At 60.4% G+C, this 25,721-nt stretch carries 29 protein-coding genes; all 29 read right to left on the bottom strand.

All coding sequences use genetic code 11. From position 1 onward, the window contains the following. Positions 1 to 16: 16 nt before the first annotated feature. Positions 17 to 904, bottom strand: coding sequence for a menaquinol-cytochrome c reductase cytochrome b/c subunit (locus tag F560_RS0109225; protein WP_019005444.1), 888 nt, complete (start codon positions 902 to 904; stop codon positions 17 to 19). A 22-nt stretch (positions 905 to 926) separates the two neighbouring features. Next, entirely contained in the window at positions 927 to 1,598 is a 672-nt protein-coding gene (qcrB, locus tag F560_RS0109230) for a menaquinol-cytochrome c reductase cytochrome b subunit (protein WP_019005445.1), read from the bottom strand. A 19-nt stretch (positions 1,599 to 1,617) separates the two neighbouring features. After that, positions 1,618 to 2,151, bottom strand: a complete 534-nt coding sequence (locus F560_RS0109235) for a Rieske (2Fe-2S) protein (protein ID WP_019005446.1) — start codon at positions 2,149 to 2,151, stop codon at positions 1,618 to 1,620. Positions 2,152 to 2,368: 217 nt separating this feature from the next. After that, positions 2,369 to 2,791: a DUF2487 family protein gene (locus tag F560_RS0109240; RefSeq protein WP_019005447.1), complete on the bottom strand. Its 423-nt coding sequence runs from the start codon at positions 2,789 to 2,791 to the stop codon at positions 2,369 to 2,371. 22 nt (positions 2,792 to 2,813) lie between these two features. Beyond that, positions 2,814 to 3,776: an alpha/beta fold hydrolase gene (locus F560_RS0109245; RefSeq protein ID WP_019005448.1), complete on the bottom strand. Its 963-nt coding sequence runs from the start codon at positions 3,774 to 3,776 to the stop codon at positions 2,814 to 2,816. 205 nt (positions 3,777 to 3,981) lie between these two features. Then, positions 3,982 to 4,161: an IDEAL domain-containing protein gene (locus F560_RS0109250; protein WP_019005449.1), complete on the bottom strand. Its 180-nt coding sequence runs from the start codon at positions 4,159 to 4,161 to the stop codon at positions 3,982 to 3,984. A gap of 163 nt (positions 4,162 to 4,324) precedes the next feature. Further along, the gene (locus tag F560_RS22910; protein WP_156828940.1) at positions 4,325 to 5,569 is read right to left on the bottom strand and encodes a hypothetical protein; all 1,245 of its coding nucleotides are present in this window, start codon (positions 5,567 to 5,569) and stop codon (positions 4,325 to 4,327) included. A 108-nt stretch (positions 5,570 to 5,677) separates the two neighbouring features. Beyond that, positions 5,678 to 6,277, bottom strand: a complete 600-nt coding sequence (locus F560_RS0109260) for a histidine phosphatase family protein (protein WP_019005451.1) — start codon at positions 6,275 to 6,277, stop codon at positions 5,678 to 5,680. Further along, positions 6,274 to 6,888 carry an anti-sigma factor gene (locus F560_RS24575; protein WP_019005452.1) on the bottom strand — a complete coding sequence of 205 codons (615 nt, stop codon included), beginning with the start codon at positions 6,886 to 6,888 and terminating at the stop codon, positions 6,274 to 6,276. The genes F560_RS0109260 and F560_RS24575 overlap by 4 nt, the downstream gene beginning before the upstream one ends. Further along, positions 6,885 to 7,481, bottom strand: a complete 597-nt coding sequence (locus F560_RS0109270) for an RNA polymerase sigma factor (RefSeq protein WP_019005453.1) — start codon at positions 7,479 to 7,481, stop codon at positions 6,885 to 6,887. Before F560_RS0109270 ends, F560_RS24575 begins: the two co-directional genes overlap by 4 nt. A 536-nt stretch (positions 7,482 to 8,017) precedes the next feature. After that, positions 8,018 to 9,169 (bottom strand): prephenate dehydrogenase, encoded by a 1,152-nt coding sequence (locus F560_RS0109280; RefSeq protein ID WP_019005455.1) that lies wholly within the window; start codon positions 9,167 to 9,169, stop codon positions 8,018 to 8,020. Positions 9,170 to 9,172: 3 nt separating this feature from the next. After that, the gene (gene hisC, locus F560_RS0109285) at positions 9,173 to 10,270 is read right to left on the bottom strand and encodes a histidinol-phosphate transaminase (RefSeq protein WP_019005456.1); all 1,098 of its coding nucleotides are present in this window, start codon (positions 10,268 to 10,270) and stop codon (positions 9,173 to 9,175) included. Positions 10,271 to 10,631: 361 nt separating this feature from the next. Then, positions 10,632 to 11,465, bottom strand: a complete 834-nt coding sequence (gene trpA / locus F560_RS0109290) for a tryptophan synthase subunit alpha (RefSeq protein ID WP_019005457.1) — start codon at positions 11,463 to 11,465, stop codon at positions 10,632 to 10,634. Continuing rightward, positions 11,462 to 12,664 carry a tryptophan synthase subunit beta gene (trpB, locus tag F560_RS0109295; protein WP_033395955.1) on the bottom strand — a complete coding sequence of 401 codons (1,203 nt, stop codon included), beginning with the start codon at positions 12,662 to 12,664 and terminating at the stop codon, positions 11,462 to 11,464. Before trpB ends, trpA begins: the two co-directional genes overlap by 4 nt. Then, positions 12,661 to 13,389, bottom strand: a complete 729-nt coding sequence (locus F560_RS0109300; RefSeq protein ID WP_019005459.1) for a phosphoribosylanthranilate isomerase — start codon at positions 13,387 to 13,389, stop codon at positions 12,661 to 12,663. The genes trpB and F560_RS0109300 overlap by 4 nt, the downstream gene beginning before the upstream one ends. Continuing rightward, positions 13,386 to 14,198 (bottom strand): indole-3-glycerol phosphate synthase TrpC, encoded by an 813-nt coding sequence (gene trpC, locus F560_RS0109305; protein WP_019005460.1) that lies wholly within the window; start codon positions 14,196 to 14,198, stop codon positions 13,386 to 13,388. The genes F560_RS0109300 and trpC overlap by 4 nt, the downstream gene beginning before the upstream one ends. Continuing rightward, on the bottom strand, positions 14,188 to 15,240 hold the full coding sequence (trpD, locus tag F560_RS0109310; protein ID WP_019005461.1) for an anthranilate phosphoribosyltransferase: 1,053 nt from the start codon (positions 15,238 to 15,240) through the stop codon (positions 14,188 to 14,190). Before trpD ends, trpC begins: the two co-directional genes overlap by 11 nt. Before the next feature lie 19 nt (positions 15,241 to 15,259). After that, the gene (gene trpE, locus F560_RS0109315) at positions 15,260 to 16,828 is read right to left on the bottom strand and encodes an anthranilate synthase component I (protein ID WP_019005462.1); all 1,569 of its coding nucleotides are present in this window, start codon (positions 16,826 to 16,828) and stop codon (positions 15,260 to 15,262) included. Positions 16,829 to 17,227: 399 nt separating this feature from the next. Continuing rightward, the gene (aroH, locus tag F560_RS0109325; RefSeq protein WP_019005464.1) at positions 17,228 to 17,602 is read right to left on the bottom strand and encodes a chorismate mutase; all 375 of its coding nucleotides are present in this window, start codon (positions 17,600 to 17,602) and stop codon (positions 17,228 to 17,230) included. Continuing rightward, positions 17,599 to 18,723 (bottom strand): 3-dehydroquinate synthase, encoded by a 1,125-nt coding sequence (aroB, locus tag F560_RS0109330; RefSeq protein WP_019005465.1) that lies wholly within the window; start codon positions 18,721 to 18,723, stop codon positions 17,599 to 17,601. The genes aroH and aroB overlap by 4 nt, the downstream gene beginning before the upstream one ends. Beyond that, positions 18,723 to 19,892 carry a chorismate synthase gene (gene aroC / locus F560_RS0109335; protein WP_019005466.1) on the bottom strand — a complete coding sequence of 390 codons (1,170 nt, stop codon included), beginning with the start codon at positions 19,890 to 19,892 and terminating at the stop codon, positions 18,723 to 18,725. The genes aroB and aroC overlap by 1 nt, the downstream gene beginning before the upstream one ends. Before the next feature lie 200 nt (positions 19,893 to 20,092). Beyond that, positions 20,093 to 20,254 (bottom strand): hypothetical protein, encoded by a 162-nt coding sequence (locus tag F560_RS25920; protein ID WP_019005467.1) that lies wholly within the window; start codon positions 20,252 to 20,254, stop codon positions 20,093 to 20,095. Between the two features lie 52 nt (positions 20,255 to 20,306). Further along, positions 20,307 to 21,131, bottom strand: coding sequence for a CheR family methyltransferase (locus F560_RS0109345; RefSeq protein WP_019005468.1), 825 nt, complete (start codon positions 21,129 to 21,131; stop codon positions 20,307 to 20,309). A gap of 30 nt (positions 21,132 to 21,161) precedes the next feature. Continuing rightward, positions 21,162 to 21,605 carry a nucleoside-diphosphate kinase gene (gene ndk / locus F560_RS0109350; protein ID WP_019005469.1) on the bottom strand — a complete coding sequence of 148 codons (444 nt, stop codon included), beginning with the start codon at positions 21,603 to 21,605 and terminating at the stop codon, positions 21,162 to 21,164. A 45-nt stretch (positions 21,606 to 21,650) separates the two neighbouring features. Continuing rightward, the gene (locus F560_RS0109355; RefSeq protein WP_019005470.1) at positions 21,651 to 22,625 is read right to left on the bottom strand and encodes a polyprenyl synthetase family protein; all 975 of its coding nucleotides are present in this window, start codon (positions 22,623 to 22,625) and stop codon (positions 21,651 to 21,653) included. 30 nt (positions 22,626 to 22,655) lie between these two features. Next, positions 22,656 to 23,507 carry a menaquinone biosynthesis protein gene (locus tag F560_RS0109360; protein WP_019005471.1) on the bottom strand — a complete coding sequence of 284 codons (852 nt, stop codon included), beginning with the start codon at positions 23,505 to 23,507 and terminating at the stop codon, positions 22,656 to 22,658. Continuing rightward, positions 23,500 to 24,132 carry a UbiX family flavin prenyltransferase gene (locus tag F560_RS0109365; RefSeq protein WP_019005472.1) on the bottom strand — a complete coding sequence of 211 codons (633 nt, stop codon included), beginning with the start codon at positions 24,130 to 24,132 and terminating at the stop codon, positions 23,500 to 23,502. Before F560_RS0109365 ends, F560_RS0109360 begins: the two co-directional genes overlap by 8 nt. Then, a complete protein-coding gene (locus tag F560_RS0109370) occupies positions 24,126 to 25,001 on the bottom strand; it encodes a UbiA-like polyprenyltransferase (RefSeq protein WP_019005473.1) in 876 nt (291 codons plus the stop codon). Before F560_RS0109370 ends, F560_RS0109365 begins: the two co-directional genes overlap by 7 nt. Further along, complete coding sequence (locus F560_RS0109375; RefSeq protein WP_033395970.1) at positions 24,998 to 25,717, bottom strand: demethylmenaquinone methyltransferase; 720 nt, start codon at positions 25,715 to 25,717, stop codon at positions 24,998 to 25,000. The genes F560_RS0109370 and F560_RS0109375 overlap by 4 nt, the downstream gene beginning before the upstream one ends. Positions 25,718 to 25,721 lie beyond the last annotated feature (4 nt).

Here is a 25,721-nt window from a genome sequence, read left to right on the forward strand (position 1 = left end):
GTCTGTTGGCGTTGCGTTATTCAGCCGCAGCCGCCTTCTGTTCGGACAGCCACGTGGCGATTTGATCGATTTGCTCGTCGGAAAGTCCGCTTTCGCCGGCTTTGGCCTTCCCGAAAGCAGGCATGCCTTCGTTTTTGCCGTTCGTGATGATGTCGACGAGCTCTTCCTTCGACAGCTTGTCGCCGATGCCGCGAAGCGAAGGACCGTTCGCCCCTTCCAGCTCGGCGCCGTGGCAGGCGACGCATTGCGCTTCCTTCATCACGTTGAAAGCCGGATCGTCGGGATTCACCAGCGCGACCAGCTTTTCCCTGCCGGGGATGAAGCGTCCTTTGCCCTGTTCGATCGATTCGCGGTTTTTCTCCTCGCGCTCGATATGCTCGGGAACGATGCCGCTCTTCTCAAGCTCCTCCTGATAGTGGTGCCACGAGACCCAGGTCAGATAGACCGATGCGACCAGCGACACGAACATCAGGGAAGACGCGATCGGGCGGCGGTAGAACCGGCGCTCCTTGCCGGTGTCCAGAAACGGCGCAAGCAGCAGGGCGCCGAACGCGATGCCCGGAATCCCGATCGTGCCGAGCACGACGTAGTTTTCGGACGTGTAATGATATTTCAGCAACTGGTAGATGAACAAGAAATACCAGTCCGGCATCGGGATAAACGAACCGTTCATCGGGTCGGCCGGATAGCCGAGCGGAGCCGGTTCGGCGATCGTCAGGACGAGGAATCCGACCAGAACGACGACGCCGGCCATCCATTCTTTGAGCAGGAAGTTCGGAATGAATGCCTCGGACTTCCCGGGAAAAGCCGAATAGTCTGGCGGAGGCTGTATTCCTTTGCCCTTGCGGATGCGGGAATCGCCTACGTAAACGATTTTCTCATCGGATTTAGGTCCGTGTGCCATAAGCTTGCCACTCCCCTCTCTCTTACAGCGGCCCGGAGATGCCCTGTTTTCGGATCATGAAGAAGTGCGCAGCTAGCAGCGTAAGCAGCAGGCCAGGCAGGAAGAACACGTGGATCGCGAAGAAACGGGTAAGCGTTTGGGCTCCGACGATCGTGCCTCCAGCAAGCAACTCCTTGATATAACCCCCGATCCAAGGAACGGAACCGGCAATTTCCATGCCGACCTTGGTCGCGAAGTAAGCCTTGTTGTCCCACGGAAGCAAATAACCCGTAAAACCAAGGCCCAGCATGACGAAGAAAATGAGCATCCCAACGACCCAGTTCATTTCGCGCGGCGCTTTGTAAGAGCCGGTAAAAAAGACGCGAAGGGTATGTAGGAACATCATGACGATGACCAGACTCGCTCCCCAGTGGTGCATGCCCCGAACGATAGCGCCGAAGGCGACCTGATGCTGGAGGTAATCCACGCTGTAATAGGCGTTGATGATGTCCGGCACATAATACATGGTCAAAAACATCCCCGAAAGGATCTGAATGACCGTAATGAAGAACGTCAATCCGCCGAAGCAATAGACGAATGCGGAGAAGTGGTGCGCCGGGTTGACGTGTTCCGGCACTTCGTGATCCGCGATGTCGCGCCACATCGGCGTTACGTCAAGACGTTCGTCAATCCAGTTGTACATGCTTTTAAACATGGGACGAAACGCCCTCCTTCTACTTAACGCGCGTATTCGATACTAGCGGTCCGAGATACACCCACCCGTTCTCGACCTTGACTTCGTACTCGTCAAGCGCTTTAGGCGCTACCGCCAGATTTTTGCCGTCCTTCGAGTACCGTGCCCCGTGACAAGGACAATGATATTCGTTCGGCTTTTCCGCCGCCCAGCTGATCGTGCAGCCCAGGTGTTTGCACACCGGCGACAGGGCGAAAATTTTGTTGTCGTCGCCTCTAGCGATGTAAGCCTCCAGCTTCGGATCGCTTTCGTACCATCCGTCCACCTGATGGATTTTGAAAGATACCTTTTGCGGGTCCTTCGTCACTTTGGCCTCTTCAATGACTTTGACAAAGCCGGTTTCCGTCTTTTTCTGCAGAATCGGATCTACGGCGAACCGAAGCATCGGAAGGATGGCGCCGCCGGCCATAAATGCAGTCGCACCGCCCAGCGTATAAGACAGAAACTGACGTCTCGTCATTTCCTGGCGTTTGATCGGCTTATGCGCGGTTTCGTGCTGTCCGTTATGTTCCATTGTTTCTACCCCCTTTGCCCACCAATGTCGCTGTCCTTCATGGACCCTTGCCTTACTGTTCACAAGACATAACTATAATAGTACACGCATATGGGGGCGTCAACAATTGCCAAGAGGAATAAACGCCTTGGTTGAAAACGTTGGTCAAAATTGTTTCAAATTTGTCACATTTGTCCGAGTTGTGGAGACGTAAATGGTATTCCCCAGCAGAGGAAAATTATGCGTCTTTCCACATCGCCGCGACCGCCCGGCAAATATCCTCCGCGTCGGGCTGCTCGTCCGGCGCGGAAGGCTGCACAAGCAGGTCCGCGGACGCCGGCGGGGAGGGCAACAATCCCGGCGTGCCGGACACGAGCACGACAAAGCGGAAGCCCGCCTGTTTGAGCCGGCCGCAATGACGGGCGAGCCGGGCGGCGTCGTCCGGGTCCGCTCCGTCGTAATAATGGTAGGCCGGCAGCGTGACGGTACGGCCCCGGAACGCCGCTTCCAGCGGAGAGAGCCAGTCCCCCGTCCGCGCCGCCTTTTCGGTCGCTTCCGGCGGGCTCTCCGTTCCGGTCAAGCCGGTCACGGGCAGCAGGCACGTGTCAAAATAAGGCTGCAGCCCGGGCCAGCCGATGGCGTCGAATTCGCTGAACTTCATGCTGGTCTTTCTTCCTTTCGAATCAGAGCAATGCGCTGAAGAAGGTCATGATTTTCTCGTCGATTCCCGGAAGCCCCTCATGGCCGAAATCCGGGTAGACGGCAAGCTGCTTGGGCGCGGCGATCTTGTTGTAAGCCGCAAACTGCGTCGACGGCGGCGTGATCGTATCCATCAGCCCCACGGCCATCAGCACGTCGCCGCGAATGCGCGGAGCCAGATGCTGGACGTCGATATAGCCGAGCCGTTCGAAAAATTCGTTCTCCCGCTCGTGCAGCGGATCGAAAAGCCGGAAATACGTTCTTAGCTCCTCGTAGGCATCCTTGGCCAAATCCATTTCCCAAACCCGGCGGTAGTCGCTCAGGAACGGATAGATCGGAGCAAGCCGCTTGATGCGCGGCTCCAGGGCGGCGCAGGCGAGCGTCAATCCGCCGCCTTGGGAAGCGCCAGTCGCCGCCACCCGCGAGGCGTCCACTTCCGGCATCGTCATGACGATCCCGGCCAGCTGCGCGGCATCCAGAAAAATATGACGGAACAGCAAATGGTCGGGATGGTCGTCCACCCCCCGGATGATATGTCCCCGGAGCGTATTGCCCTTCACGCCGCCGGTATCCTCGGATTTGCCTCCCTGGCCGCGGACGTCCATCGCCGCCACGGAAAATCCGAGCGCCGCGTATCCCAGCTTCGAAACCCAGTCCCCCGAATTTCCGGCATATCCGTGAAACTGGACGACGGCGGGATGCGGCTCCTTGACGTTTTTCGGCCTTATGTACTTCGCATGAATTCTGGCGCCCCTAACCCCCGTAAAGTACAGATGGAAGCAGTCGGCGAACGGCACCTGGAACGAGGCCGGCACCAGTTCGACCTGCGGGTCCGCCGCGCGCATCTCGGCAAGCGCCCGATCCCAGTACGCATCGAAATCGGCCGGCTTCGGATTGGTTCCCGCGTACGTCTTCAACTGATCCAACGGCATGTCGATCAAAGGCAAGCTGATCCTTCCTTCCCGGGCAGAATGTGCGGTCGAATCCGTCCTCTTTCCATCCTACTGCAAATTCGCCGGACAGAAAAGCGTTTTCTTGTTTAGGGGACCGACATCCGATAGCCAAACGAAAACGACCTCCCGCCGCGCGCAAACCGCTTGCGCCGGCCGTGAGGTCGCCGTTCGGGAAATCCGTAAAGATCGTCCTGGAGCATCAAGGTTGCATCGTTTTCAGTTCATCCGTCAAGCGCCGAAACGATTCGGCATCTCCTTGGGCAAGCGCCGCGTCGATTGCTTCGTAGATTTTAGCCGTCCGGTATTTGCGCAGCGCTTCGTCAAGGACCATTTCCGCCTCCAAACCGAGCATGGTCTCGTAGGCGATTTTCATGTCCATCGGTTGCACCTCCAATATCCGGCTTTAGGGCCCCCATCATTCCAGCTCCCATTAAAGCATATTCATCGCTGTCGGCTTCGTTCAGGTCATAAGCCCCTTGCCGGTCCTCCTAATTTGACCGCCAAAGTTGACATTCGATCTCCGCCTTTCCCGCCATGGACATTCAGGCGTTTGCATTCCGCTTTCGCCCGGCGTCCCCTGCCGGAACCATTTGCGCAGCGAGCGGCGTGACGCGGACCAGCGCCGTTCCGTCGGACGCCTCGCCCCAGCGAAGCAGTCCGAGATGCACCATCATTTTGAGCACTCTCCGGTTCAGCACGTCCTCCGCCGAATCGTAGTAATACGGACGAACGAGCGGCAGCAGCGCTTTGCCGAGCGAGGCAACCGTCGTCCACGCTGACGCGAGGCGAATCGTCCATTGCGCCACCGCCATAATGTTCGGTACGGGAACCCGGTACGCGCGCAGCCAGAACCGGTAAAGATCCGAAGGCTCGGCCGCAACGTCGCCTGCAGCCGCCAGCAGGCCCGCATCGGTCAGTTCGAGCCTCTCGCCGTTTTCCCGCAGCCAATTCCGATGGCAGCAGTAATCATAAAGCAGGGAGAAGCGTTCCGGATATTCGCGGAAACGGCGGCCGTACCCGAATCGCCAGGCGGTGCGGGCGGGCAGCCCTTCGCTTACGGAAAGCAAGCCGAGCACCTGGCCAAGCTGCCGTTTGTACATGTAGCCTTCGGTCGTAAGCGCGACATCATGGTCCCGGACGAAGCGCAAGAACAGCACCGCGTCGGCCGACAGGAGCGTTCCTTCGTCCCGGTACGCTTCGGGTTCCCCGCGAACGTCCAGCACGGCGCGAAACCGGGCTTCCAGCACTTCGCAAAGCCGGCGCTTGACATCCTCGGGCACCTGGTACAAATACCGGGTATGCTGCGTGATGCCGTTAAACAGCCATCCGTACCGCATGAATCGGACGATCGCATGCCGTGCCGACTGCTCGGGCGCCTGCGGCGCGGGCTCGGCGGCATCCGGCTTCGGCCGTTTCCGCTGCTTGGCGGATTTGGGCTCCGCCTGCCGCGTCGTCCGGACGGCGACGGCCGGCTTGTTTGCCTCTTCTCCGGCTTCCGGCCGCGCCGCGCCGGCATGGGTGTCGGAGGCCGTCCACAAAGCCCGAGCCGTCAAGTCCTCCAAGCTGTACATTTCTCTCGGCTCGAACAAAAGCGAGTTGAGCAGCCGCAAATCTTCCGGGCTCATGGCGTCCACTTTTCGTTCCAGCACGTCGCGCTTCTGCACGGCGGACAAGATGGACTGGATCAGCTCGTTTTTCGAGTGATTGGTGGAACGGCAATCGTAGGTTTCGGCGATGCGCATCAACTGGGCGATGTCGGCGAAGGACAGCATATCCGCTAGATTCATCGGCATTCCCCGTTTCCGGAGGATTTATATGCAAGTATCGGTGGATTTAAAGCGGTTTAAACGTCTTCGGCGGCAAAAAAAGAGCGCCGGTCCGCGACCGCTCGCTCTTTATACTTTAATATCGCCGTCCAAATGGGCCGTGCAATTTTGGAGGATGGGAATCCAGCGGTTCGACCGGCGTTCGAGAATGGTCAGCGACACATTCGCGATCAGCGTCTCATCCGCTCCGGTCTCCAGCGCCTTCAGCATCTGCGCCAAAAAGCTGCCGTGCGTGACGACCAGCCAACTTTCGCCCGGATGGCGATCGCAGAACTGCTCGACGAATTCGAGCCCGCGCTCGCGGACGCGCTCATCCGATTCCTGATCGGGCACGAGCCTGCGCCATTCCGTCCCCCAGCGCGCAAGCCGCTCCGCCTCTGTCGTGCCTTCCGCCTGACCGAAGCTCCTTTCCCTAAGCCGCTTGTCCGTCAGGAGCGGAATGCCCAGCCGCTCGGACAGAATTTGTCCCGTCCGCCATGCGCGCTGGAGATCGCTGCTGACGACGCCGTTCCAGACCGCTCCTTCCCGCAGCAGCCGATCGGCCAAGCGCCCGGCCTGCATCTCGCCGGCGCTGCTGAGCGGAATATCGGTCGTGCCTTGGATTTTGCCCTCCTTGTTCCATTCGGTAAGCCCGTGGCGGACCCACCCGAGCCGGATCGAAGCGCTCATGTCCGGACCCTCGTAAACCAGTTCAGCGTCAGCAGCGTCATCACGATGCCGAGCAGCGACAGCGCAATCCAGTATTCAGGGACGGTCGGAGCGGCATGCAGCACGATCGGATCGCTAAGGCTGGCGACCGGAACGTCCACGGACAACCGAGATCCTTGGCCGGAAGCGGAAATGGCGTCCGCCGCCTCCATGACGCCGGTCTTGCCGGACTTGGACGAAACCGCGCGCTGCACCAGCACATAGAGGAATCCGCAGGCAAACACGGCCAAAAGCGAAGCGAGCAGCCCGGCGACGCGCAGGCGAAACGCCTTGCCGAACGCGTACGAACGCTGCATCGCGGGCATGAACCCGTTCTGTTCGGCATAGATCCGGTTCATCACTTTGCGGTTCATTTCCTCGAGGGAAACCGATTTGGCCAAATAAGCTTCGAATTCCTCGTCGTAAGGCAACGAGCGGATGAGATTGGCGCTCTCTTCCCAGAGGCGGTATTGCTCGGAGCAATGAGCGCAGCAGGCCAAATGCTCCTCGATCTGCCGCCGCTCCCGATCGGAAACGCCTCCGTCGCAGTAATCGCTGAATTTTTCCTGCGTAAGATCGCATCTGCTCTTCATCGCGACTTCAACTCCTCCATGTCCTTCAGCAAAACCGGCTCGTTAAAATAAGATTCCATCTGCGTCTTGACGCTGGCCCTCGCCCGGAAAAGCAGGGACTTCACGGCGCTGACCGTCTGTCCCAGGATGCTCGCGATTTCCTGGTAGTCCAGTCCGTCATATTCCCGAAGAATCAGGGCGGAGCGCTGCTTCTCCGGCAAATTGTTGATCGCTTCCCGAACCATAAGCACTTTCTCGTTGCGCAGAAGCCTTTGCTCCGGTGCCGCCTCGGGCGGGGCGGCGGGTATGTACGTTGAATCGTCCAGCGACAGATGGGTCGCTTTCTGTTTGCGCAGCTCGCTTAACACCGTGTTGCGTGCAATGGTATATAGCCAAGTCGAAAACGAAGCGTCCACTTCGCGGAATGAATGCAAGCTGCGGTACGCCTTGTAGAACGTCTCGGAGCACAGGTCCTCGGCGAGAAGCTCCAGCTTCGCGCTGCGCAGCATATGGTATATAAATGAAAGAATTTTCTTCTGGTATCGCGACATTAATACGGAATAAAGTTCTACGTTGCCGTCCTTGATCTCCCGAATCAATTGAGAATCGGTCATCGACCCTGCGATCCTCCCCTCTTTGCAGGGTGATTGTTCGCAAGCCGGTCTACAAGCTTTATACCGGCCATAAACGAAAAAGTTGCGCAAAAGCGCACGATTCAAAACAGGCCCATTTTTTTACATAATCTAAAGGCTATTGTAACATACAGGCGGAATCGGGAATCTTAAAATATTCTAAATTTGCCGCTAAGGATTTCGTCGCCTTTGCACAAACAAAGCCAAAATCGGCATCGAGCCGGCGCGAGCCCAAACTCCGGAATCGGAACGCAAAAAAATATCGAAAACGCTTTAAAAAAAATGAAAACGCTTATTGACAAAATGTAAACGGATACATATACTGAAATTACAGTATGGTTTCTCTCCACTCCTATCCAATAATCTGAGTGTTCATGGTAACACTCGCGCCACTTGCAAAGTGGCGTTTTTTGTTTTTGTCCGCCGTTTGATGAGAAAAAATTAAGGCTGCGTGCGAAGAGCGTTGTCGGCCCGTCGCATGCAGCCCGTGTTTGGCCGGATTTCCGGCAGACGCCTGTTCAGAAAAACACTTCATAACCAAGCGCTTGAAGCAAGGCGACCGCCCGCTCCAAATCGTTCCCTTGGCGAAACGACAACCTCAGCACGCCTGGAACGTCCTCCCGGCTTTCGATAATGTGCAGGTTGCTCAAATTGATTTTTTCCTGACCGAGCTCGGTGGCGATTTTGCCGATAATGCCGGGCTGGTCGGGCACGTTGACATAACATTCGTACAGCGAAGAGATCATGCCTTTGCGCCGCTCCGGCAGTTGGCTGCGGAACCGTCCCGCCAAACGGAACTGCTCCGCCACCCCCTCCCCGTCGCCGGCTTCGAGAAGCGCCGCGAACCGGTCCATCGACTTCCGCCAATCTTGAAGCAGCCGGAGCAGCACATCCCGATTGTTCAGCAGAATGTCGCGCCAGATGGTCGGGTCGCTGGAGGCGATGCGGGTAATGTCCCGAAAACCGCCCGCGGCCAGACTCCGGTACAGGTCGTTCGTTTCGTTGTACGCGGCAATCTGGTTGACAAGCGCTACCGCGATAATATGCGGCAGGTGGCTGATGGCGCCCACGATTTCGTCGTGCAACGCCGAGTCCGTCTTCACGATCTTGGCTCGGGTCCAGCGCAGCAGCTCCTCCAGCCGGTTGAGGGCTTCCGGGGGCGTCCGGTCCGTCGGCGTCAGCACGTAATAGGCGTTTTCGAACAAATCCGCCGTCGCCGCCTCCACTCCGCTCCGCTCCGAGCCCGCCATCGGATGGCCGCCGATGAACACCGCTCCGTTCAGCTCGAGCCGCTGCGCATGGGCGACAACCGACGCTTTCGTGCTGCCGACGTCCGTCAGCACGCAGCCCGGCTTCAGCGGCAGCCGCGCCAGTTCGTCGACGTAGTCGTTAAGCTTCCCTACCGGTACGCACAGAAAAATAAAGTCCGCATCCATAGCCGCTTCGGCGATCGAAGTCGTGGCGACGTCGACGACCCCCAGCGCCTTGTATTTCTCGACCGAGGCCGGGTTGACGGAGTGTCCGACCACCTCGTAACCCGGCTTGCCTTTCCAGCAGAGAGCCAGCGATCCGCCGATCAGCCCGACGCCGAAGATGGCGATTCGCGTTTTCGGTTTGGCGGAAGTGCCTTCGTTCTTCTTGTTTGCGAAACCGTCAAAGTCTCCCGCCATCCTTCACACCCGCACCGCGATTTCCTGAAGCACGGATTCCAGCGCTCCGATGAATTTCGCGTTTTGTTCGGCGCTGCCTACCGTCACGCGAATATGCGTCGGGTACTTCCGGTGTCCGGCGCGCACGATGATCCCTTTGCGCAGCAGCGCTTCGAACACGTCTTGCGCCGGGCGCTGCACGTCGACCATAATGAAGTTGCCGTAAGCGGGAAAAGCGGACAACCCCAGGCGGTCGAATTCGGCGCGCAGGTAGGCCAGCCCTTCCCGGTTCGCCTTGCGGCAGCGGTCGATGAACGCCTGGTCGCGAAGCGCGGCCAGCGCGGCGGCCTGGCCGAATCGGGACGTATTGAACGGCTCCCGCACCTGGTTGATCGAGCGGATCACTTCCGGTCGGCCGATGCCGTAGCCGATGCGGAGCGAAGCCAGGCCGTAAATTTTGGAGAACGTGCGGAGCAGCACCAGGTTCGGATACTTTTTCAGCAGCGCGATCCCGTCCGGGAACGACGGATCGTCGACGTACTCGCAGTAGGCTTCGTCCAGCACGACCATCACGCTCGGCGGCACGTTGGACAGGAACCATTCCACCTCGTCGTGGGTGACGATCGTGCCCGTCGGATTGTTCGGGTTGCAGATCCAGACGATTTTCGTTTTCGGATTCACTTTCTCCAGCATGCCTTTGAGATCGTGCGTGCCGTCCTTAAGCGGAACCTCGACGTACACCCCGTTCTCGATCTCGACGTTGTGCTTGTATTGCGGGAACGTCTGATCCGCCGCAATCGTCTCTTCCCCCGGCAGCAGAAACGCGCGGGCGATCATCAGAATCACTTCGTCGGAACCCGCGCCGAAAATAAGCTGGTCGGTGCCGACGCCCAGATGCTTGGCCAGCGCCTCGGTCAGCTCGACCGCCGCCCCGTCCGGATAGATGCTGATTTGGCCAAGCTCGTTTTGGATCGCTTCGACCGCGGCCGGCGAGCAGCCGAACGGATTCTCGTTGGACGCCAATTTGATGACTTCCGTCAGTCCCAGCTCCCGCTTCACTTCCTCGATGGGCTTGCCCGGCTGATAGACCGGCAGATGAACGATATTCGGTTTCGGTTGCATAATGTTCCTCCTGATATCCTCTTCATAACAGCGAAAAAGAGCGCAGCGCGCTCTGCCGTGCGATATGCTTCTATTGTGACATATTGCGGTATGGCTGTACAGATGGTAAACGGCAAAAACGCGCGTTCCGAAACGCCCGCCGTTCATCTTCGCGGCGTACAAAAAAACCAATAACGGCCGGTTGGTTGACCGTTATTGGTTGGCAAAGCGATTCGGGCGCAGCCCGTTGCTCCCGGCCGGCAGGCCCGCCGCGGCCTCGGGCTTCGGCCCGGCGGAGTCCGGTACGATCCGCCCGCTTCATTCCGCATTCGCCGAAGGCCGCAGGCCGCAAGCGGGCAGGACCGGCGTCCGGTTTCGCCGGCTACCGCGCCGGCTTCAAGCCCGCGATGAACGATTGCACCAGCTCCACGCCCTGGCGGCGCTTGCCGGCATCGCCGTCCGTCAGCAGCGGCAAGGCCTCCTCCACTTTGCGGACGATCGCGCTGCCGACGATGACCCCGTCGCACGAGCGCGACAGCCGCTCGATCTGCTCGCGCGACGAAATGCCGAAGCCGACGCAGATCGGCACGCTGGCGGCGTTGCGGACCGTTTCGAGAAATTGGTCGATGCCGGCATAAAATTCGGAACGTACGCCGGTTACGCCCAGCGAGGATACGCAGTAGACGAAACCGCGCGCTCTCGCGGCGATCCGTTCGACGCGCGCCTCGGAGGTCGGCGCAACGAGCGGAATCAGGTGAATGCCCGTCTCTTCCGCCTTCGCACGCACCTCCGCATCCTCCTCCAGCGGCAAATCGGGAATGATGATACCGCTGAAATCATGCTCCTTCAACTGCGAAAAGAAGCGGTCAAGACCGAACTGCAGCACCGGGTTGAAATAGGTAAAAAGAATAAAGGGCATCTTCACGCCCCGGCGGCGCGCTTCCGTGGCGACCGCCATGCAGTCCGACAGGGAGATCTTGCGCTTTAAGGCCCGCTCCGACGCGCGCTGGATGACCGGACCGTCCGCAAGCGGGTCGGAATACGGAACGCCCAGCTCGATCATATGCGCCCCGGCGGCTTCCGCCGCCTGAACGAGGGAGACGGACGTTTCCAGATCCGGGTCCCCCATCGTCAGAAACGGAATCAGCGCCGTCTCGCCTCTCGCTTTCAGTTCCGCAAAAACGGTGTCGATCGCGTTCGATGTCGCTACGCTCACGCCTTCGCACCTCCCAGGTACTGCATAATCGATTCGACGTCCTTGTCGCCGCGTCCCGAAAGGCTGATCACGACGGTTTGATCCTTGCCCATCGTCGGCGCGAGCTTCATCGCATGCGCGACCGCATGCGCCGACTCCAGCGCCGGAATGATGCCTTCCAGCCTGGACAACAGCTGCAGCGCTTCCAGCGCCTCGCTGTCGGTAATCGGCACGTACTCGGCGCGTTTGGAATCCTTCAAATAGGCGTGTTCCGGACCGATTCCCGGATAGTCGAGACCGGCGGAAATCGAATGGGCCGGCAGCACCTGGCCGCCTTCATCCTGCAGCACGTAGCTGAGCGAGCCCTGGAATACGCCCGGGCGCCCTTTGGTCATCGTGGCCGCATGCTCGCCGGTATCGATGCCGCGCCCCGCCGCCTCGGCGCCGATCAGCCGGACGGAAGCGTCGTCCACGAACGGATGGAAGATGCCCATCGCGTTGCTGCCGCCGCCGACCGCCGCGACGATCGCATCGGGCAGGCGGCCTTCGGCTTCGAGGATCTGTTCCTTTGTCTCCAAGCCGATCACGCGCTGAAAATCGCGCACGATCATCGGATACGGATGCGGTCCCGTAACCGAGCCGAGAATGTAATACGTATCGTCGACGTGGCTGACCCAATAGCGCAGCGTCTCGTTGCAGGCGTCCTTCAGCGTCCGCGTGCCGCTTGTCACCGGCACGACTTCGGCGCCGAGCAGCTGCATCCGGAACACGTTGAGCTGCTGCCGCTTCGTGTCCTCCTCGCCCATAAACACCTTGCATTCGAGGCCGAGCAGAGCCGCAACGGTCGCCGTGGCGACGCCGTGTTGGCCGGCACCGGTTTCGGCGATCACTTTTTTCTTGCCCATCCGCTTTGCCAGCAGCGCCTGACCGATCGTGTTGTTGATCTTATGCGCGCCTGTATGGTTCAAATCCTCGCGCTTCAGGTAGATTTTCGCCCCGCCCAAATGGTTCGTCAGCCGCTCCGCGAAATACAGCGGGGTCGGCCGGCCGGAATACTGCTTCAGCAAATAACGGAGTTCGGCCAAAAATTCCGGGTCGTCCTTGTAGCGGAGATAAGCCTCTTCCAGCTCGAACAGGGCATTCATCAGCGTCTCCGGCACATAGCGCCCTCCGAACGCGCCGAAGCGGCCATGACGGTCCGGTACTTGTGTCTGTGTCACGATCGCAGTTTCACCCTTTCCACGAATGCGGCGATTTTTTCCTTGTCTTTCGCGCCGTCCGTCTCCACACCGCTGGAAACATCCACGCCGTCGGGCGCATAGGACGCGAGCAATTCCCCTACGTTGCCGGGATGAAGGCCGCCGGCCACAAACAGCTTCAAGCCGCCGGCTGCCGCCGCTTCCCGGTACGCCGGGATCAGGTCCCAGCGAAACGCGCGGCCGGTGCCGCCGCCTGCCGTATCCAGCAATATCGCCGATACCGCTCCCGCAAACGCCGCCAGCCGCTGCGGGCCGGCTCCTTCCGGCGAAGCCTCCCGCTTGTCCGGCTCGTCAACCGCAAGCGCGCGCCACACCTCGACGCCGAAGCGCTCCCCGACCGCCCGGCACAGCTCCGGCGTTTCCGAGCCGTGAAGCTGGACGACGTCGAGCGGCACCTCCGCCAGCACGGCGGACAGCTCTTCCAGCGTCGGATTTACGAACACGCCGACGATTCGCGGCGCAAGGCCGCCCGCCATGCGCGCGCCGCGAGCCGCGGCGGCAAGGCGCGCCGCTTGCCGGGGGACGACGCGCCGCCGGCTCGGGGCGAACACGAAGCCGATATAATCGACCGGGAGCCCGTCCATCGCACGCAGCGTCTCCTCTTCCATAATGCCGCAAATTTTGACCAGGGGGACACGCTTGACGGCGCCGTCCGCGCGGGCTCCCCCGCCGCCGAGGCCGTTCATTGCACCGCCCCTTCTTTCGTCACGGGACCGAGCAGCGCGCGAACGCCGTCCCCCGGATTTTCCTGCCGCATAAAATGCTCGCCGACCAGCACCGCCTGCGCGCCGGCGTTGCGGACGAACGCGACGTCCTCCGGCGTGGAGATGGCGCTCTCGCTGACGGGCAGCACATGCTCGGGCATATGTCCGATCAGCTCCTCGGTCACGCGCAAATCCGTCTTGAACGTGCGCAAATCGCGATTGTTTACGCCGATCAGCGTCGCCTTGCCGATGTCCAGCACCGTCTCCAGTTCCTCGCGGTTATGCACTTCGACGAGCGCGTCCATGCCGAGATCGCGGGCGAGGTCGTGGAATGCCGACAGCTGGCGCTTCGTCAGAATCGCCGCGATCAGCAATATCGCGTCGGCTCCGATCAAGCGGGCTTCGTAAATTTGCCTCTCGTCGATCGTAAAATCCTTGCGCAGCAGCGGAACGCCGACGGCGGCCCGCACGCGGGTCAGGTAGTCGTTCGCGCCCTGGAAATATTCCGTGTCCGTAAGCACGGAAATGCAGTCCGTGCCGGCCTCTTCATAAATGCCGGCCAGCTTGACCGGATCGAAATCGGGCCGGATCAGCCCTTTGGAAGGGCTCGCTTTCTTCACTTCGGCGATCAGGCCGACGGAGCGGCGCCGATTCTCCGATCTTAACGCTTTTTCGAAGCCCCGGCAAGCGGGAAGCTCCGAGATGGCGCGCTCCGCGTCCGCAATCTGCAGCGTCTCGCGAAGCCGTTCGACTTCGGCTTTTTTGGTGTTTACGATGCGGTCAAGAAACATGATGGCTCACTTCTTTCGTCGTCGCAATCCATTGCTGAAGTTTGTCCAGCGCCTTGCCGGAATCGATCGTCTCCGCCGCCGTCCGCACGCCCTCGGCAAGCGTCGCCGCCCGCCCGGCCACATAGATGCAAGCGCCGGCGTTAAGCAGCACGACGTCGCGGTAAGCGCTGCGTTCGCCTGCCAGCACCCGGCGGATGATCGCGGCGTTCTCGCGCGCGTCGCCGCCCTTCACTTCGCTCAGCGGCACGGTGCGGAGTCCGAGCTGCTCCGGCGTAATGTCGTAGGTCGACACCTTGCCGTCCCTCAGCTCGGATACTTGGGTCGGAGCGGATATGCTGATTTCGTCCAGACCGTCGTAGCTGCCGACCACAAGCGCCCGGCGCAGGCCCAGCCGCTTCAGCACATGGGCGACCGTCTCCGTCCGGGAACGGTCGTACAGGCCCATCAACTGGCAGTCGGCTCCCGCCGGATTGGCGAGCGGGCCGAGCATGTTGAAGATCGTGCGCACGCCCAGCTCCCGGCGGGGAGCGGCGGCATGCCTCAGCGCGGGGTGAAACGTCTGCGCGAACATGAAGCAGATGCCCGTTCTTTCCAGGCATTCGGCCGCTTCCTCCGGCGAAAGCGAGATGTTGACGCCGAGCGCTTCCAGCACGTCCGCGCTTCCCGCTTTGCCCGACATGGCGCGGTTGCCGTGCTTGGCCACGCGCACGCCCGCAGCGGCCGCGATGATCGCCGACGAGGTCGAGATGTTGAATTTGTGGATGCCCGAACCGCCCGTACCGCATGTATCGAGAAGGTCCCGGCGTTCGGTCGGCACCCGGCTCGCGAACGAGCGCATCGCCTCCGCGAAGCCGGTGATTTCGTCCACCGTTTCGCCTTTCATGCGAAGAGCGATCACAAGCCCCGCGATTTGGGCGGGCGTCGCTTCGCCCTTCATCATGAGGCTCATGACCTCGCGCGCTTCGCTCAGCGTAAGATCCTCGCCGCCCATGATCCGGGCGAGCGCCTGCGTCATCGACACGACCGGCGTATTTGCGTTCATGTTCATCGCTCCCCTTGGCTTAATCGTAATCGAGATTCGTGCGTCGTTCGTAAGCGGCCGCAAGCAGGCCTTCGCGGCGGGTCGGGAAGACCGCTTCCGCGGCCCGAATCGCCTTCAGCATCCCTTTCGCCTTGTTTACCGTTTCCTCGTATTCCTTTTCCGGAACGGAATCCCATACGATGCCCGCGCCGGCCTGCACGTAGGCTTTGCCGTCTTTGAAGATGATCGTCCGGATCGTGATGCAGGTATCGAGATTGCCCGAGAACCCGAGATAACCGATCGCTCCGGCATAGGCCCCGCGCGCTTCGTTTTCCAGTTCGGCGATGATTTCCATCGCCCTCAGCTTCGGGGCGCCCGAGACGGTTCCGGCCGGCAGGCAGGACAGGAAGGCGTCGAAGAAGTCCTTGTCCTCCCGCAGCTTGCCCGACACGTTCGACACGATGTGCATCACGTGCGAATAACGTTCGATCTCCATGTACGCGTCGCATTTCACGCTGCCGTATTCGGAGACGCGGCCCAGATCGTTGCGGCCCAGGTCGACGAGCATCACGTGCTCGGCCCGCTCTTTTTCGTCCGCCAAAAGCTCCCGTTCGAGCGCAAGATCCTCCTCCGGCGTTCGGCCCCGCGGCCTCGTTCCGGCGATCGGGCGCGTCTCGACGCGGTCTCCGTCGACTTTGACGAGCAGCTCCGGCGACGTTCCGACGATGACTTCCTGGTCAAGCTTCAGCACATACATGTACGGCGACGGATTCATCGTCCGGAGCACCCGGTACACCTGCAGCGGATCGACTTCCGTTTCGATATGGAACCGCTGGGACAGCACCACTTGGAAAATATCGCCCGCCCGGATATATTCCTTGGCCTTCTCGACGTTCGCGATAAACTGTTCCCGCGTCAGGTTCGAGCGGATCTCGCCGAGTTCGGGATCGGCCGGCGGGGAGCCGACGGGCGCGGCCGTCGCGGGCATCGGCTGTTTCAAACGCGCGAGAATGTCGTCCAGCCCGGCGCACGCCGACTCGTACGCCTCCCGGATTTGCCCGTCGGTCGCTCCTTGGGGAACGTGCACGTTTCCGATCACGAGCACCTGCTGCTTCAGATGGTCGAACACGACGACCCGGTCGCAGAACATAAAGTGCATGTCTTCCATTTCCAGATCGTCCACGGCGTGCGCCGGCAGCTTTCGCTCATAATACCGCAGCAGGTCGTAACCGAAAAACCCGATCGCCCCGCCCGTGAAGGGGGGCAGCTCCGGCAGCGCGGGGGAGCGGTACGACCGCAGCCTTTCGCGCAGAAGCTGCAGCGGGTCATCCGTGACCAACGTATCCGTCCGGCCTCCCTCTTCCAGCGTCACCTTGTTGTTCTTCAGCTTCAGCGTCAAAAAAGGATCGGTGCCGATGAACGAATACCGGGCCCATTTGATGCCGCCTTCCACACTCTCCAGCAGAAACGCCCTACGGCCTCGGCTTAATTGCTGAAACACCCGGATCGGGGTTTCCGTGTCCGCCATAAGGCGTCTGACGATGGGAATGACATTGTATCGGCCCGCAAGGCGGATGACCTTCTTCAGCTCCTGTTCGCGCTGCTCCATGTTTTTCTCTCTCCTCTCCAAGCCTCGTCCGCAAACGAAAGCTCGCCAATGTGGTGCGGCCGTTCCGAGCGAGACGATTCGGAAACGAATGGGAAACGGATTGCGGGATTTCCGAATCCGCATCCGAATCTGCAATAAAAAAGCACCTCCGCGACCGCAGAGATGCATTCGTAGACAAGGGTATGAAAGCGGGCAATCATGCCTTCCGGCTTCCGGGCAAACGGCACCCGCCTCAAGCCGGCCAAGCAACAGGACCGAACCGGTCCATCGCCCTCCGCTAGCTCCGCTCATCTCGTCTCTGCTCGCCGATTCCCGCGTAAGTCTTGGGCCCTGCGGTCCAAGGTTCCGCGTCCAATCCTGTTACCACTATATCACCGCTTCCCGGCGCGAGTCAATGGTTTACCCTTGCGATCCCGCCAGATCCGGACGAAGCGCCTGCGCCCGGCCCAGATACACGTGGCGGATTTCCGATTGGGGGACGTCCGTATTGACGTGCACCATAAGCCGGATGCATTTTTCCAAGCCGCCTTTGACCGGAATTTCCACCGAGCACATGAGCGGTACATATTCCCAGCCTTCCAGCATACGGATCGCCTTCGCCGGAAATGCCGCGTCCAGATCCTGGGTTACGGTGACGAAAATGCTGCAAATATCCTCGGGAGCGGTTCCGTTCGCTTCGACGATGGCTTTCAGCAACCGGACCGTGGCGTCCAAAATTTGCTGCGGTTCGTTCTCCTCTACCGTAATGGCGCCTCGAATTCCTCTTACGCTCATGACCGACCGGCTTCTCCTTTCAGAGTTTCCACGATTTCGCGAACCCATGCGGCCGGAACGTCCTTGCGGATTTCCACCGAACCGATGGCCGTCGGGACGACGAACACCATATGGCCCTCGCTGAACTTCTTGTCGTGCATCATCGCTTCCATGATCGCGTCGGTGTCGTACCCGGCCGGAATGCGGACCGGCAGTCCGAACTTGCGCATCAGCCGCTCCGTCTCCGCTTCGATGCCCGGATCGTATCCGAACCTTGCGGCCAGGCGCGCGGAGCCGACCATCCCGATCGCAATCGCTTCCCCGTGCAGCAGCTCGCTGTAGTTCGCCACCGCCTCCAGCGCATGGCCGATCGTATGGCCCAAATTCAGGATCGCGCGCAGATCGTTTTCCCGCTCGTCCCGGGAGACGACGATCGATTTTACGCGGCACCCCTCGTAAAGGGCGTAGCCGAGCGCGTCGGGCTCCAGCGCCAGCAACCGGTCGGCGTTGGCGTCGCACCAGTCGACGAACGCTTTATCCCAGATGAGGCCGTGCTTGACCACTTCCGCATAGCCCGCCCGCACTTCCCGCTTCGGCAAGCTTGCCAGCGTGTCGAGATCGTACAGCACGAATTCCGGCTGATGGAAAGCGCCGATGATATTTTTGGCCAGCCTGTGGTTGACCGCCACCTTGCCGCCGACGCTGCTGTCGTGCGCCAAAATCGTGGTCGGCATCTGCACGAACTTGACGCCGCGCATGTAGGAAGCCGCAACGAACCCCGCCAGATCGCCCACGACGCCGCCGCCGAGCGCAACGACCGTCGATTTGCGGTCCAGCCCGGCCTGAAGCGCCTTGGTAATCAGCTCGTCGAACACTTCCAGCGACTTCGACTGCTCGCCCGAAGGGACGGTCGCCCTCGCTACCGTATAACCGGCCTCGCGCAGCGACGTCTCCACGATCCCCGCGTACAGATGCTCGACCGCGGCGTCGGTCACCAGCAAAACCGGCGATTTGACCGGTATATTCCGCTCTTTGAACAACGCGCCGGACGCATGCAGCAGCCCGCTGCCGATCAAGATCGGATAAGAGCGGTCGCCCAGTTCCACCGTCAGCTTCCGGATTTCCTTCTCCCCCGCCGTCATCAATATTCCGCCACCTGTCTCAGGTAGTTGTCATAGTTCGCGCGCACTTCTTCCATCGAATCGCCGCCGAACTTTTCCAAAAACGCCTTCGCGACTTCCCAGGCGACGACGTTTTCCATCACGACGCTGGCCGCCGGAACCGCGCAGGCGTCGGAACGTTCCACCTGCGCCGTAAACGGCTCCTTCGTGTCGATATCGACGCTGCGCAGCGGCTTGTAAAGCGTCGGGATCGGCTTCATGACGCCGCGGACCACGATCGGCTCCCCGTTGGTCATGCCGCCTTCGAAGCCGCCGAGTCGGTTGGTCGCCCGGTGATACCCGCGCTCGGGCGAGTACAGAATTTCGTCGTGCACCTGCGAACCGGGACGATTCGCCGCATCGAAGCCGATGCCGAATTCCACGCCTTTGAACGCGTTAATGGAAACGACGGCTTGCGCGATCCGTCCGTCCAGCTTCCGATCCCACTGCACGTGGCTGCCGAGGCCGATCGGAACGCCCGTGACGATACATTCGACCACGCCGCCGATCGAATCGCCGTCCGCCTTCGTCTTGTCGATCAGCTCGATCATGCGCCGCTCGGTTTCCGGGTCGGCGACGCGCACCGGCGACTGCTCCGTCCGTTCGATCAGTTCGTCGATATCCATATTGGGCGCCGGCGCGACGATCCCGCCGATCGACACGACGTGTCCGGCGACCTTGATGCCGAATTGGGCAAGCAGTTGCCGCGCCACCGCGCCGACCGCAACCCGCGCCGCCGTCTCGCGCGCGCTGGAGCGCTCCAACACGTTGCGCAAGTCCTTCAGGTTGTATTTCAAGCCTCCATTCAGATCCGCATGACCGGGACGCGGACGGTGAACCCGCCGTTTGGTCTCGTCGTTGCCTTCGATCGGCTCGATGTTCATTACCGACGTCCAATGCTTCCAGTCGTTGTTGGTAATCACCAGCGCTACCGGCGCCCCGGTCGTTTTGCCGTGGCGGACTCCGCCGACGATCTGCGCCGCATCCTTCTCGATCTGCATTCTCCGGCCGCGGCCATGGCCTTTTTGCCGACGCTGCAACTGAAAGTTGAGCGCTTCGAAATCGATTTCGAGATTGCTCGGCAAACCTTCAATAATGGCGGTAAGCTGCGGGCCGTGCGTCTCCCCCGCAGTCAAGTAGCGTAAACTCAATGAAGTGACCTCCTAAAAGTATGGCAAATGAATGCGCCGCAACGCGGACCGTTCGCGGCAGGCGCCGATCGGGCCGCCGGATGGCGGCATGATCGCTCTCGCCCTGGTGCGATGGCTTTGCAGCCCGAATTTTCTGCGTCCTGCAAACGTCTTTGCTCATTATAGTACAGCCCAGAAGAATTTGACAAGAAAACAGCCCGTCACGAACGGACGGGCTGTTGCTTGGCGGAACCGGAACGGCTTTGCGGCGTTTCGCGCAGGAGCCCGAGCAATTCCACGTTGTCAAGACCGAGAATTTGCGCGCATTCCCTTGAAGAGATCAGGCGGCGCCGATAGGCTTCGATGACTTTTCGCTTGTCCATGGATCCCTCCGAGGATGTAGGTTATCCATAGTATCGCGCGCGCGTCCTGCACTCATACGGTCCGTCTGTAGAAAAACGTCTCCGCCGTCTCCAGCCCGTATTGCCCCGGCGAAAAAATCTGCTCCGTGCTGCCGACAAACAGGATGCCGCCGGGCCTTAACGCCTGGGCGAATTTTTGATAAAGCGACTGCTTGGCTTCTTCCGTAAAATAAATCATGACGTTGCGGCAGACGATCAGGTCGAACCCTTCGCCGAACCGGTCGAGCAGCAAGTTCTGCTTCTCGAAGCGGACCGCTTTCTTCAGCCGGTCGGCCACGTGATAGACCCCGTTTTCTTCGCGGAAATACGTCCGCGCGAATTCCGGCGGCACCTCCCGCAGCGAACGCTCGAGGTAGGCCCCCGCTTTCGCCTTGGCGAGCGCGCCTTCGTCGATGTCGGTCGCCAAAATGGACGCCGCGCCCAGCGCCTGAAGCGAATCGAGAATCATCGCGATCGTGTATGGCTCCTCGCCGGTCGAGCACGCCGCGCTCCACGCGCGAAGGCGCGGATTCTCCTTCAGCATCGCGGGCAAAAACCGGTCCTTAAGCACCTGCCAGCGGTTCGGATTGCGCCAAAATTCGGAGACGTTGATCGTCATCCGGTCCAAAAATTCATTGTACAGCCTGCCGTCGTTCATCAGCGCCTTGAAGTACGACGCGAAATCCGCAAAGCCGTGCTTCACGCGCAGCGTCGTAAGCCGCCTTCGCATCTGCGCTTCTTTGTATTGGGACAGATCGATGGACGTCGCCTTCCGGATATCGGCGACGAAACGGGCAAAATCTTCGTCTTCCGCGGATTGCGGCAGCGGGCTTGCCCCGCTTGCCCAAGTCTCTCTCATGCCGGTTGATCGCTCCCCCGTATGCCGCCGTCAAATCCAGACTTGAACGGCTTTCTCGTATGAAAGCAATTCGGACTCGTCAAAGAAAATGCCGATCTCGCGCTCCGCGCTGGCAACCGAATCGGAGCCGTGAACCAGATTGTAATTCGTATGTAGTGCGTAATCCCCCCGGATCGTCCCGGGCGCCGCTTCCAGACCGTTTGTCTTGCCGATGAGCTGCCTGGCCGCCGCTACGGCTTGGTCGCCTTGCCAAACCATGGCGAACACAGGTCCCGAAGTGATGAACTCGATCAGCCGGTCGTAAAAGTCTTTGCCTTTATGTTCCGCGTAGTGCTGCGCCGCCAGTTCCGGCGTAACCCGCATCAGCTTGGCTCCGATAAGCTGAAGTCCCTTGCGTTCCAGCCTTCCGACGATCTCGCCGATCAGCCCGCGCTGAACCCCGTCGGGCTTTACCATGATGTACGTCCGTTCCATACCCATCTCCTTTCGGCCGCGTTGTGAAAATATTTTACCATATTTTCAGTATTTTCGCTCGGCGACGAATTTGGCGATTTCGATGAGGCTTTTTTTGGCGGGCAAATCCGGAAGCTCCTGAGCCGCCTTGAGCGCTTTGGCGATATAGCGGTCCGCCAGCTGCTCCGCCTTCCGGATGCCGCCGCTGGAACGGACGAGCCGGACCGCCTCCCGCGAATCGGCCTTCCCTTCGCTTTCCCGAATCCGGCCGATCTCCCGCAGCAGCTCGTCCCGGATGTCCTCCTCCTGAAGCGCGTACATCACGGGCAGCGTGATGTTCCCTTGGCGCAAATCGCTTCCGGGGGGCTTGCCGATCGTCTTTTCCGTGCCGCACAAATCGAGCAGATCGTCCGTAATTTGGAACGCCATGCCCACCCGGTAGCCGAAGCGGTAAAGGGCGTTGCAGACCCGGTCGGGCGCGCCGGCCGCCACGGCGCCGAGCTGGCAGCTGACGGCGATCAGCAGCGCCGTCTTGCGGCGAATGCGGAGCAGGTAGTTTCGGACGCTTTGGTCCGTATTGAAAAAATCGCGGATTTGTTCCATCTCTCCGATGCACATCTGAACGATGGCGGCGGACAGAATCTGATGGATTCGCGCGTCGTTCAGCTCGCTGGCCACCACCAGCGCCTTGCCGTTGATGTAGTCGCCGGTGTACATGGCGATCCGGTTGTCCCATTTGGCTTTGACGGTCGGCTGTCCCCGCCTCGTTTCGGCATCGTCGATGACGTCGTCGTGAACGAGCGACGCCATATGGATCAGTTCCAACGAGGCGGCGACATACTTTAACCGCTCCAGCGAATAGTCGCCGAATTTTCCGGCCAACAGCACGAATACCGGCCGCAGCCTTTTGCCGCCGGCTTTCAGCAGATGCTGGGCCGATTCGTTGAGCAGCGGCAGCTCTGACGCCACGCTTTGGGCAAGCGTGCTCTCGATCGTTTGAAGGTCTTTTTTCATCGCTGCGTACAGCTGCATTAATTTCATAGCTTCACCCTCGGTTTGGGAAATCGGCCGTCAGGCCGAAACGGATTCGGACCATTCGGCGAGCGCAACGGCGTTGTCCATCAGCCCGAGCTCTCTCGCGTAACGGTAATAAAGCCGCAAACCTTCCTGCTGCGGAGAGCCGAAATCGTGGCACAGCCCGTTGAAATAACCCTGCCAATAGGCGCTGTCGCCGCCGATCCGGCGCACGGCCTCGGCCACCAGCGGCTCCGGCCGGGCGGCGGCGAGCCGCTTGGCGCGAACCATTTCCCGGTAGATTTCGCGGACGGCTTCGGGATGGGCCGCCGCCGCATCGCGCCTGACGGCCCAGACCGCATAAGTCATCCAATGCCCGGTCAGCTCGCGCCACAATTCGCCCAAATCCAGCACCTGGTAGCCATGGTCCGTCCAGGAGGCGCGGATCGCATGGTCGCCGATCAGCAAAGCCGCGTCCGCCTTTTCCATCATCCGTTCCAGCGACGGCTCGGCGGTTTCGTAGGAAGGATGGCCGCCGTAAAATTTTTCCATGATGATTTTGGTCAGATTGACGGTGGTGGCCGATGTTGCCGTCAAGGCGATTTTGCCGTTCAGAACCTGTTCCAGCGGCTTCTTCAAAAATAAAAGCAGCGATTGGACCCGCCCGAACGTGCTGACGGACAAATCGGGCAACAGCCAATAATCCTCCGCCGACAGGCCGTACGCGAACGACGACACCGCCGCCAGATCGATCTCGCCTTCGCGCAGCAGCCGGTTCAGCTCCGCCGGCATGCCGTAAACCATTTCGATCCCGCCGGACAAGCGCCCGGGGTCGAAATAATGAAATACCGGCCAAACGTTCGCGTAGTCGATCCGTCCGATGCGAAAAGGCCGTTTGCCGTCATTCATCGCCCGCTTCCCCCCACCTTCTGAACAGCCGGTGCGGAACGCCCATGCTGTCCATCACTTTGCCGACCACAAACCGCACCGCGTCCTCCAAGGTTTGCGGTCCGTAATAGAACGCCGGCATCGCCGGAATGATCCGCACGCCGAGGCGGGCAAGCTTCAGCATGTTTTCCAGATGAATCGCGTGCAGCGGTGTTTCCCGCGGAACCAGAAGCAGCGGCCGTCCCTCTTTGAGCATCACGTCGGCCGCGCGGGCGAGCAGATTGTCCGAAGCGCCGTGCGCGATCGCGGACAAGGTTCCCATCGAGCACGGGACGACGGCCATTCCTTCCGTGCGGAACGAACCGCTGGCGATCGAAGCCCCGATATCGGAAGGCGGGTGGTACGTCAGCCGGGGATCGCCCTCTTCCAACCCGAGCCCGCGATACAGCGATTCCTTGCGCCGGGCGGCATCCCAGCCCAACTCCTCCTTCAGCACCCGCCATCCCGCGTCGGACACGACCACGTGCAGATGAATGCCGGCGGCAAGCAGCTCGCGGCAAAGCGTAACGCCGTAAACCGCCCCGCTCGCGCCCGTAATGCCGACAATCCAGCGCCGCAGTTGCTCCCCTTGCCCGTCCCTTACCATGATCTCACCAGCACGAGATCGATAAACGTGAAGACGAACATGACTGCGCTCAGCACGCTGTTCATCGTAAAGAACGCCGCGTTGAGCTTGCTTAAGTCGTCGGGGCTGACGATCCGGTGCTCATAGACGAGCAAGGCTCCGGCGACCACGATGCCGATCAGATACCACCAGCTCAAATCGGTCAGCGCGATCAGCAGCGCAAATCCGACGAACGTAAGCAGGTGCAGCCAGCGGGCGATGCGGAGAGCGCCTTTGATTCCGAAGCGCGCGGGAATGGAATAAAGACCTTCCTTGCGGTCGAATTCGATGTCCTGGCAGGCGTAAATAATATCGAAACCGGCAGTCCAGCAAGCGACGGCAAGATACAAGATAAAGGCGGGAAGCGACGCCGTTCCGGTGACGGCGATCCAGCCGCCCAGCGGAGCCAGGCCGAGCGTCAGGCCGAGCACCAAATGGCAACCCCAGGTGAAACGTTTTGTATACGAATAAAAAACGGTCATGAACACGGCGATCGGCATCAGCTTGACCGCCAGGCTGTTCAGCTCGGAAGCGGCCCAGAACAGCAGCAGGAACGAGACAACGATAAAAACGAGAACTTCCGCGGATTTCAGCAGCCCGGCCGGAATGGCCCGCTGGGCCGTGCGCGGATTGCGGGCGTCGATCGCCCTGTCGATGACCCGGTTCAGGCCCATCGCCGCCGAACGGGCCCCGACCATCGCGAGCAAAATCCAGCCGCATTGCGCCCAGGTCGGAAGGGCGTGGTTTTCCGTTACCGCCCCGAGAATCGTGCCGACATACGCGAACGGGAGAACGAACAGCGTGTGCTCGATTTTGATCATTTCAAGGAAAATGCGGATTTTGCGAATCATGGTTTGTCGTTCCCTTTCGTACCGATATGCAGCGCCGCTATGCCGAACGTTAACGGATAGACGCGCACATTCCGCATCCCGGCATCGCGGAACATTTCCGCCAGCTCCTGCATATCGGGAAATGCCGCAAGCGATTCGGGCAGCCAGCGGTACTGCTCGTAGCGTTTGGCGATCCATTTGCCCAGCAGCGGCAGCAGCTTTTCGAAATAAAAATAATAAATGCCTTTGAAAGGCTGCCAGTTGGGCTTGGACAATTCGAGGCAGACGATTTTGCCGCCGGGCTTCGCCACCCGCCTCATCTCTTTCAGCACCTGCATGTAATCGGGCACGTTGCGAAGACCGAAGCCGATCGTGACGAAGTCGAACGAATTGTCCGGAAAAGGCAGGGACATCGCGTTGCCTTGAACAAGCTCGATCTGCTTGTCCAGCCCCAGCTTCTCCACCTTCGCCCGCCCGATTTCCAGCATGTTGCGGCTGAAATCGAGCCCGACGGTGCGGCCGGTGCCGCTCGCCTGCGCCAACGCGATCGTCCAGTCGCACGTGCCGCAGCACAAGTCGAGCGACGTCTGGCCGGGCTTCACCTCCATCTTGCGCATCGTAAACCGGCGCCAAGCCTTGTGGCGGCGAAAGCTCAAAATATCGTTCATCAGATCGTATTTGGGAGCGATGCTCTCAAATACGGAATGGACATGGTTCTGTTTGGACTCTGCATCCATTTGG

Origin of the sequence: Cohnella laeviribosi DSM 21336, assembly GCF_000378425.1 — a bacterium.
In the GTDB taxonomy this organism is placed as follows: domain Bacteria; phylum Bacillota; class Bacilli; order Paenibacillales; family Paenibacillaceae; genus Cohnella; species Cohnella laeviribosi.

What these genes read in the sequence shown, in the direction of transcription:
- F560_RS0109225 (WP_019005444.1), bottom strand. Translation starts at nt 904, where the DNA reads ATGGCACACGGACCTAAATCCGATGAGAAAATCGTTTACGTAGGCGAT.
- qcrB (WP_019005445.1), bottom strand. Translation starts at nt 1,598, where the DNA reads ATGTTTAAAAGCATGTACAACTGGATTGACGAACGTCTTGACGTAACG.
- F560_RS0109235 (WP_019005446.1), bottom strand. Translation starts at nt 2,151, where the DNA reads ATGGAACATAACGGACAGCACGAAACCGCGCATAAGCCGATCAAACGC.
- F560_RS0109240 (WP_019005447.1), bottom strand. Translation starts at nt 2,791, where the DNA reads ATGAAGTTCAGCGAATTCGACGCCATCGGCTGGCCCGGGCTGCAGCCT.
- F560_RS0109250 (WP_019005449.1), bottom strand. Translation starts at nt 4,161, where the DNA reads ATGGACATGAAAATCGCCTACGAGACCATGCTCGGTTTGGAGGCGGAA.
- F560_RS22910 (WP_156828940.1), bottom strand. Translation starts at nt 5,569, where the DNA reads ATGAATCTAGCGGATATGCTGTCCTTCGCCGACATCGCCCAGTTGATG.
- F560_RS0109260 (WP_019005451.1), bottom strand. Translation starts at nt 6,277, where the DNA reads ATGAGCGCTTCGATCCGGCTCGGGTGGGTCCGCCACGGGCTTACCGAA.
- F560_RS24575 (WP_019005452.1), bottom strand. Translation starts at nt 6,888, where the DNA reads ATGAAGAGCAGATGCGATCTTACGCAGGAAAAATTCAGCGATTACTGC.
- F560_RS0109270 (WP_019005453.1), bottom strand. Translation starts at nt 7,481, where the DNA reads ATGACCGATTCTCAATTGATTCGGGAGATCAAGGACGGCAACGTAGAA.
- F560_RS0109280 (WP_019005455.1), bottom strand. Translation starts at nt 9,169, where the DNA reads ATGGCGGGAGACTTTGACGGTTTCGCAAACAAGAAGAACGAAGGCACT.
- hisC (WP_019005456.1), bottom strand. Translation starts at nt 10,270, where the DNA reads ATGCAACCGAAACCGAATATCGTTCATCTGCCGGTCTATCAGCCGGGC.
- F560_RS0109300 (WP_019005459.1), bottom strand. Translation starts at nt 13,389, where the DNA reads ATGAACGGCCTCGGCGGCGGGGGAGCCCGCGCGGACGGCGCCGTCAAG.
- trpC (WP_019005460.1), bottom strand. Translation starts at nt 14,198, where the DNA reads ATGTTTCTTGACCGCATCGTAAACACCAAAAAAGCCGAAGTCGAACGG.
- trpD (WP_019005461.1), bottom strand. Translation starts at nt 15,240, where the DNA reads ATGAACGCAAATACGCCGGTCGTGTCGATGACGCAGGCGCTCGCCCGG.
- trpE (WP_019005462.1), bottom strand. Translation starts at nt 16,828, where the DNA reads ATGGAGCAGCGCGAACAGGAGCTGAAGAAGGTCATCCGCCTTGCGGGC.
- aroH (WP_019005464.1), bottom strand. Translation starts at nt 17,602, where the DNA reads ATGAGCGTAAGAGGAATTCGAGGCGCCATTACGGTAGAGGAGAACGAA.
- aroB (WP_019005465.1), bottom strand. Translation starts at nt 18,723, where the DNA reads ATGACGGCGGGGGAGAAGGAAATCCGGAAGCTGACGGTGGAACTGGGC.
- F560_RS25920 (WP_019005467.1), bottom strand. Translation starts at nt 20,254, where the DNA reads ATGGACAAGCGAAAAGTCATCGAAGCCTATCGGCGCCGCCTGATCTCT.
- F560_RS0109345 (WP_019005468.1), bottom strand. Translation starts at nt 21,131, where the DNA reads ATGAGAGAGACTTGGGCAAGCGGGGCAAGCCCGCTGCCGCAATCCGCG.
- ndk (WP_019005469.1), bottom strand. Translation starts at nt 21,605, where the DNA reads ATGGAACGGACGTACATCATGGTAAAGCCCGACGGGGTTCAGCGCGGG.
- F560_RS0109355 (WP_019005470.1), bottom strand. Translation starts at nt 22,625, where the DNA reads ATGAAATTAATGCAGCTGTACGCAGCGATGAAAAAAGACCTTCAAACG.
- F560_RS0109360 (WP_019005471.1), bottom strand. Translation starts at nt 23,507, where the DNA reads ATGAATGACGGCAAACGGCCTTTTCGCATCGGACGGATCGACTACGCG.
- F560_RS0109365 (WP_019005472.1), bottom strand. Translation starts at nt 24,132, where the DNA reads ATGGTAAGGGACGGGCAAGGGGAGCAACTGCGGCGCTGGATTGTCGGC.
- F560_RS0109370 (WP_019005473.1), bottom strand. Translation starts at nt 25,001, where the DNA reads ATGATTCGCAAAATCCGCATTTTCCTTGAAATGATCAAAATCGAGCAC.
- F560_RS0109375 (WP_033395970.1), bottom strand. Translation starts at nt 25,717, where the DNA reads ATGGATGCAGAGTCCAAACAGAACCATGTCCATTCCGTATTTGAGAGC.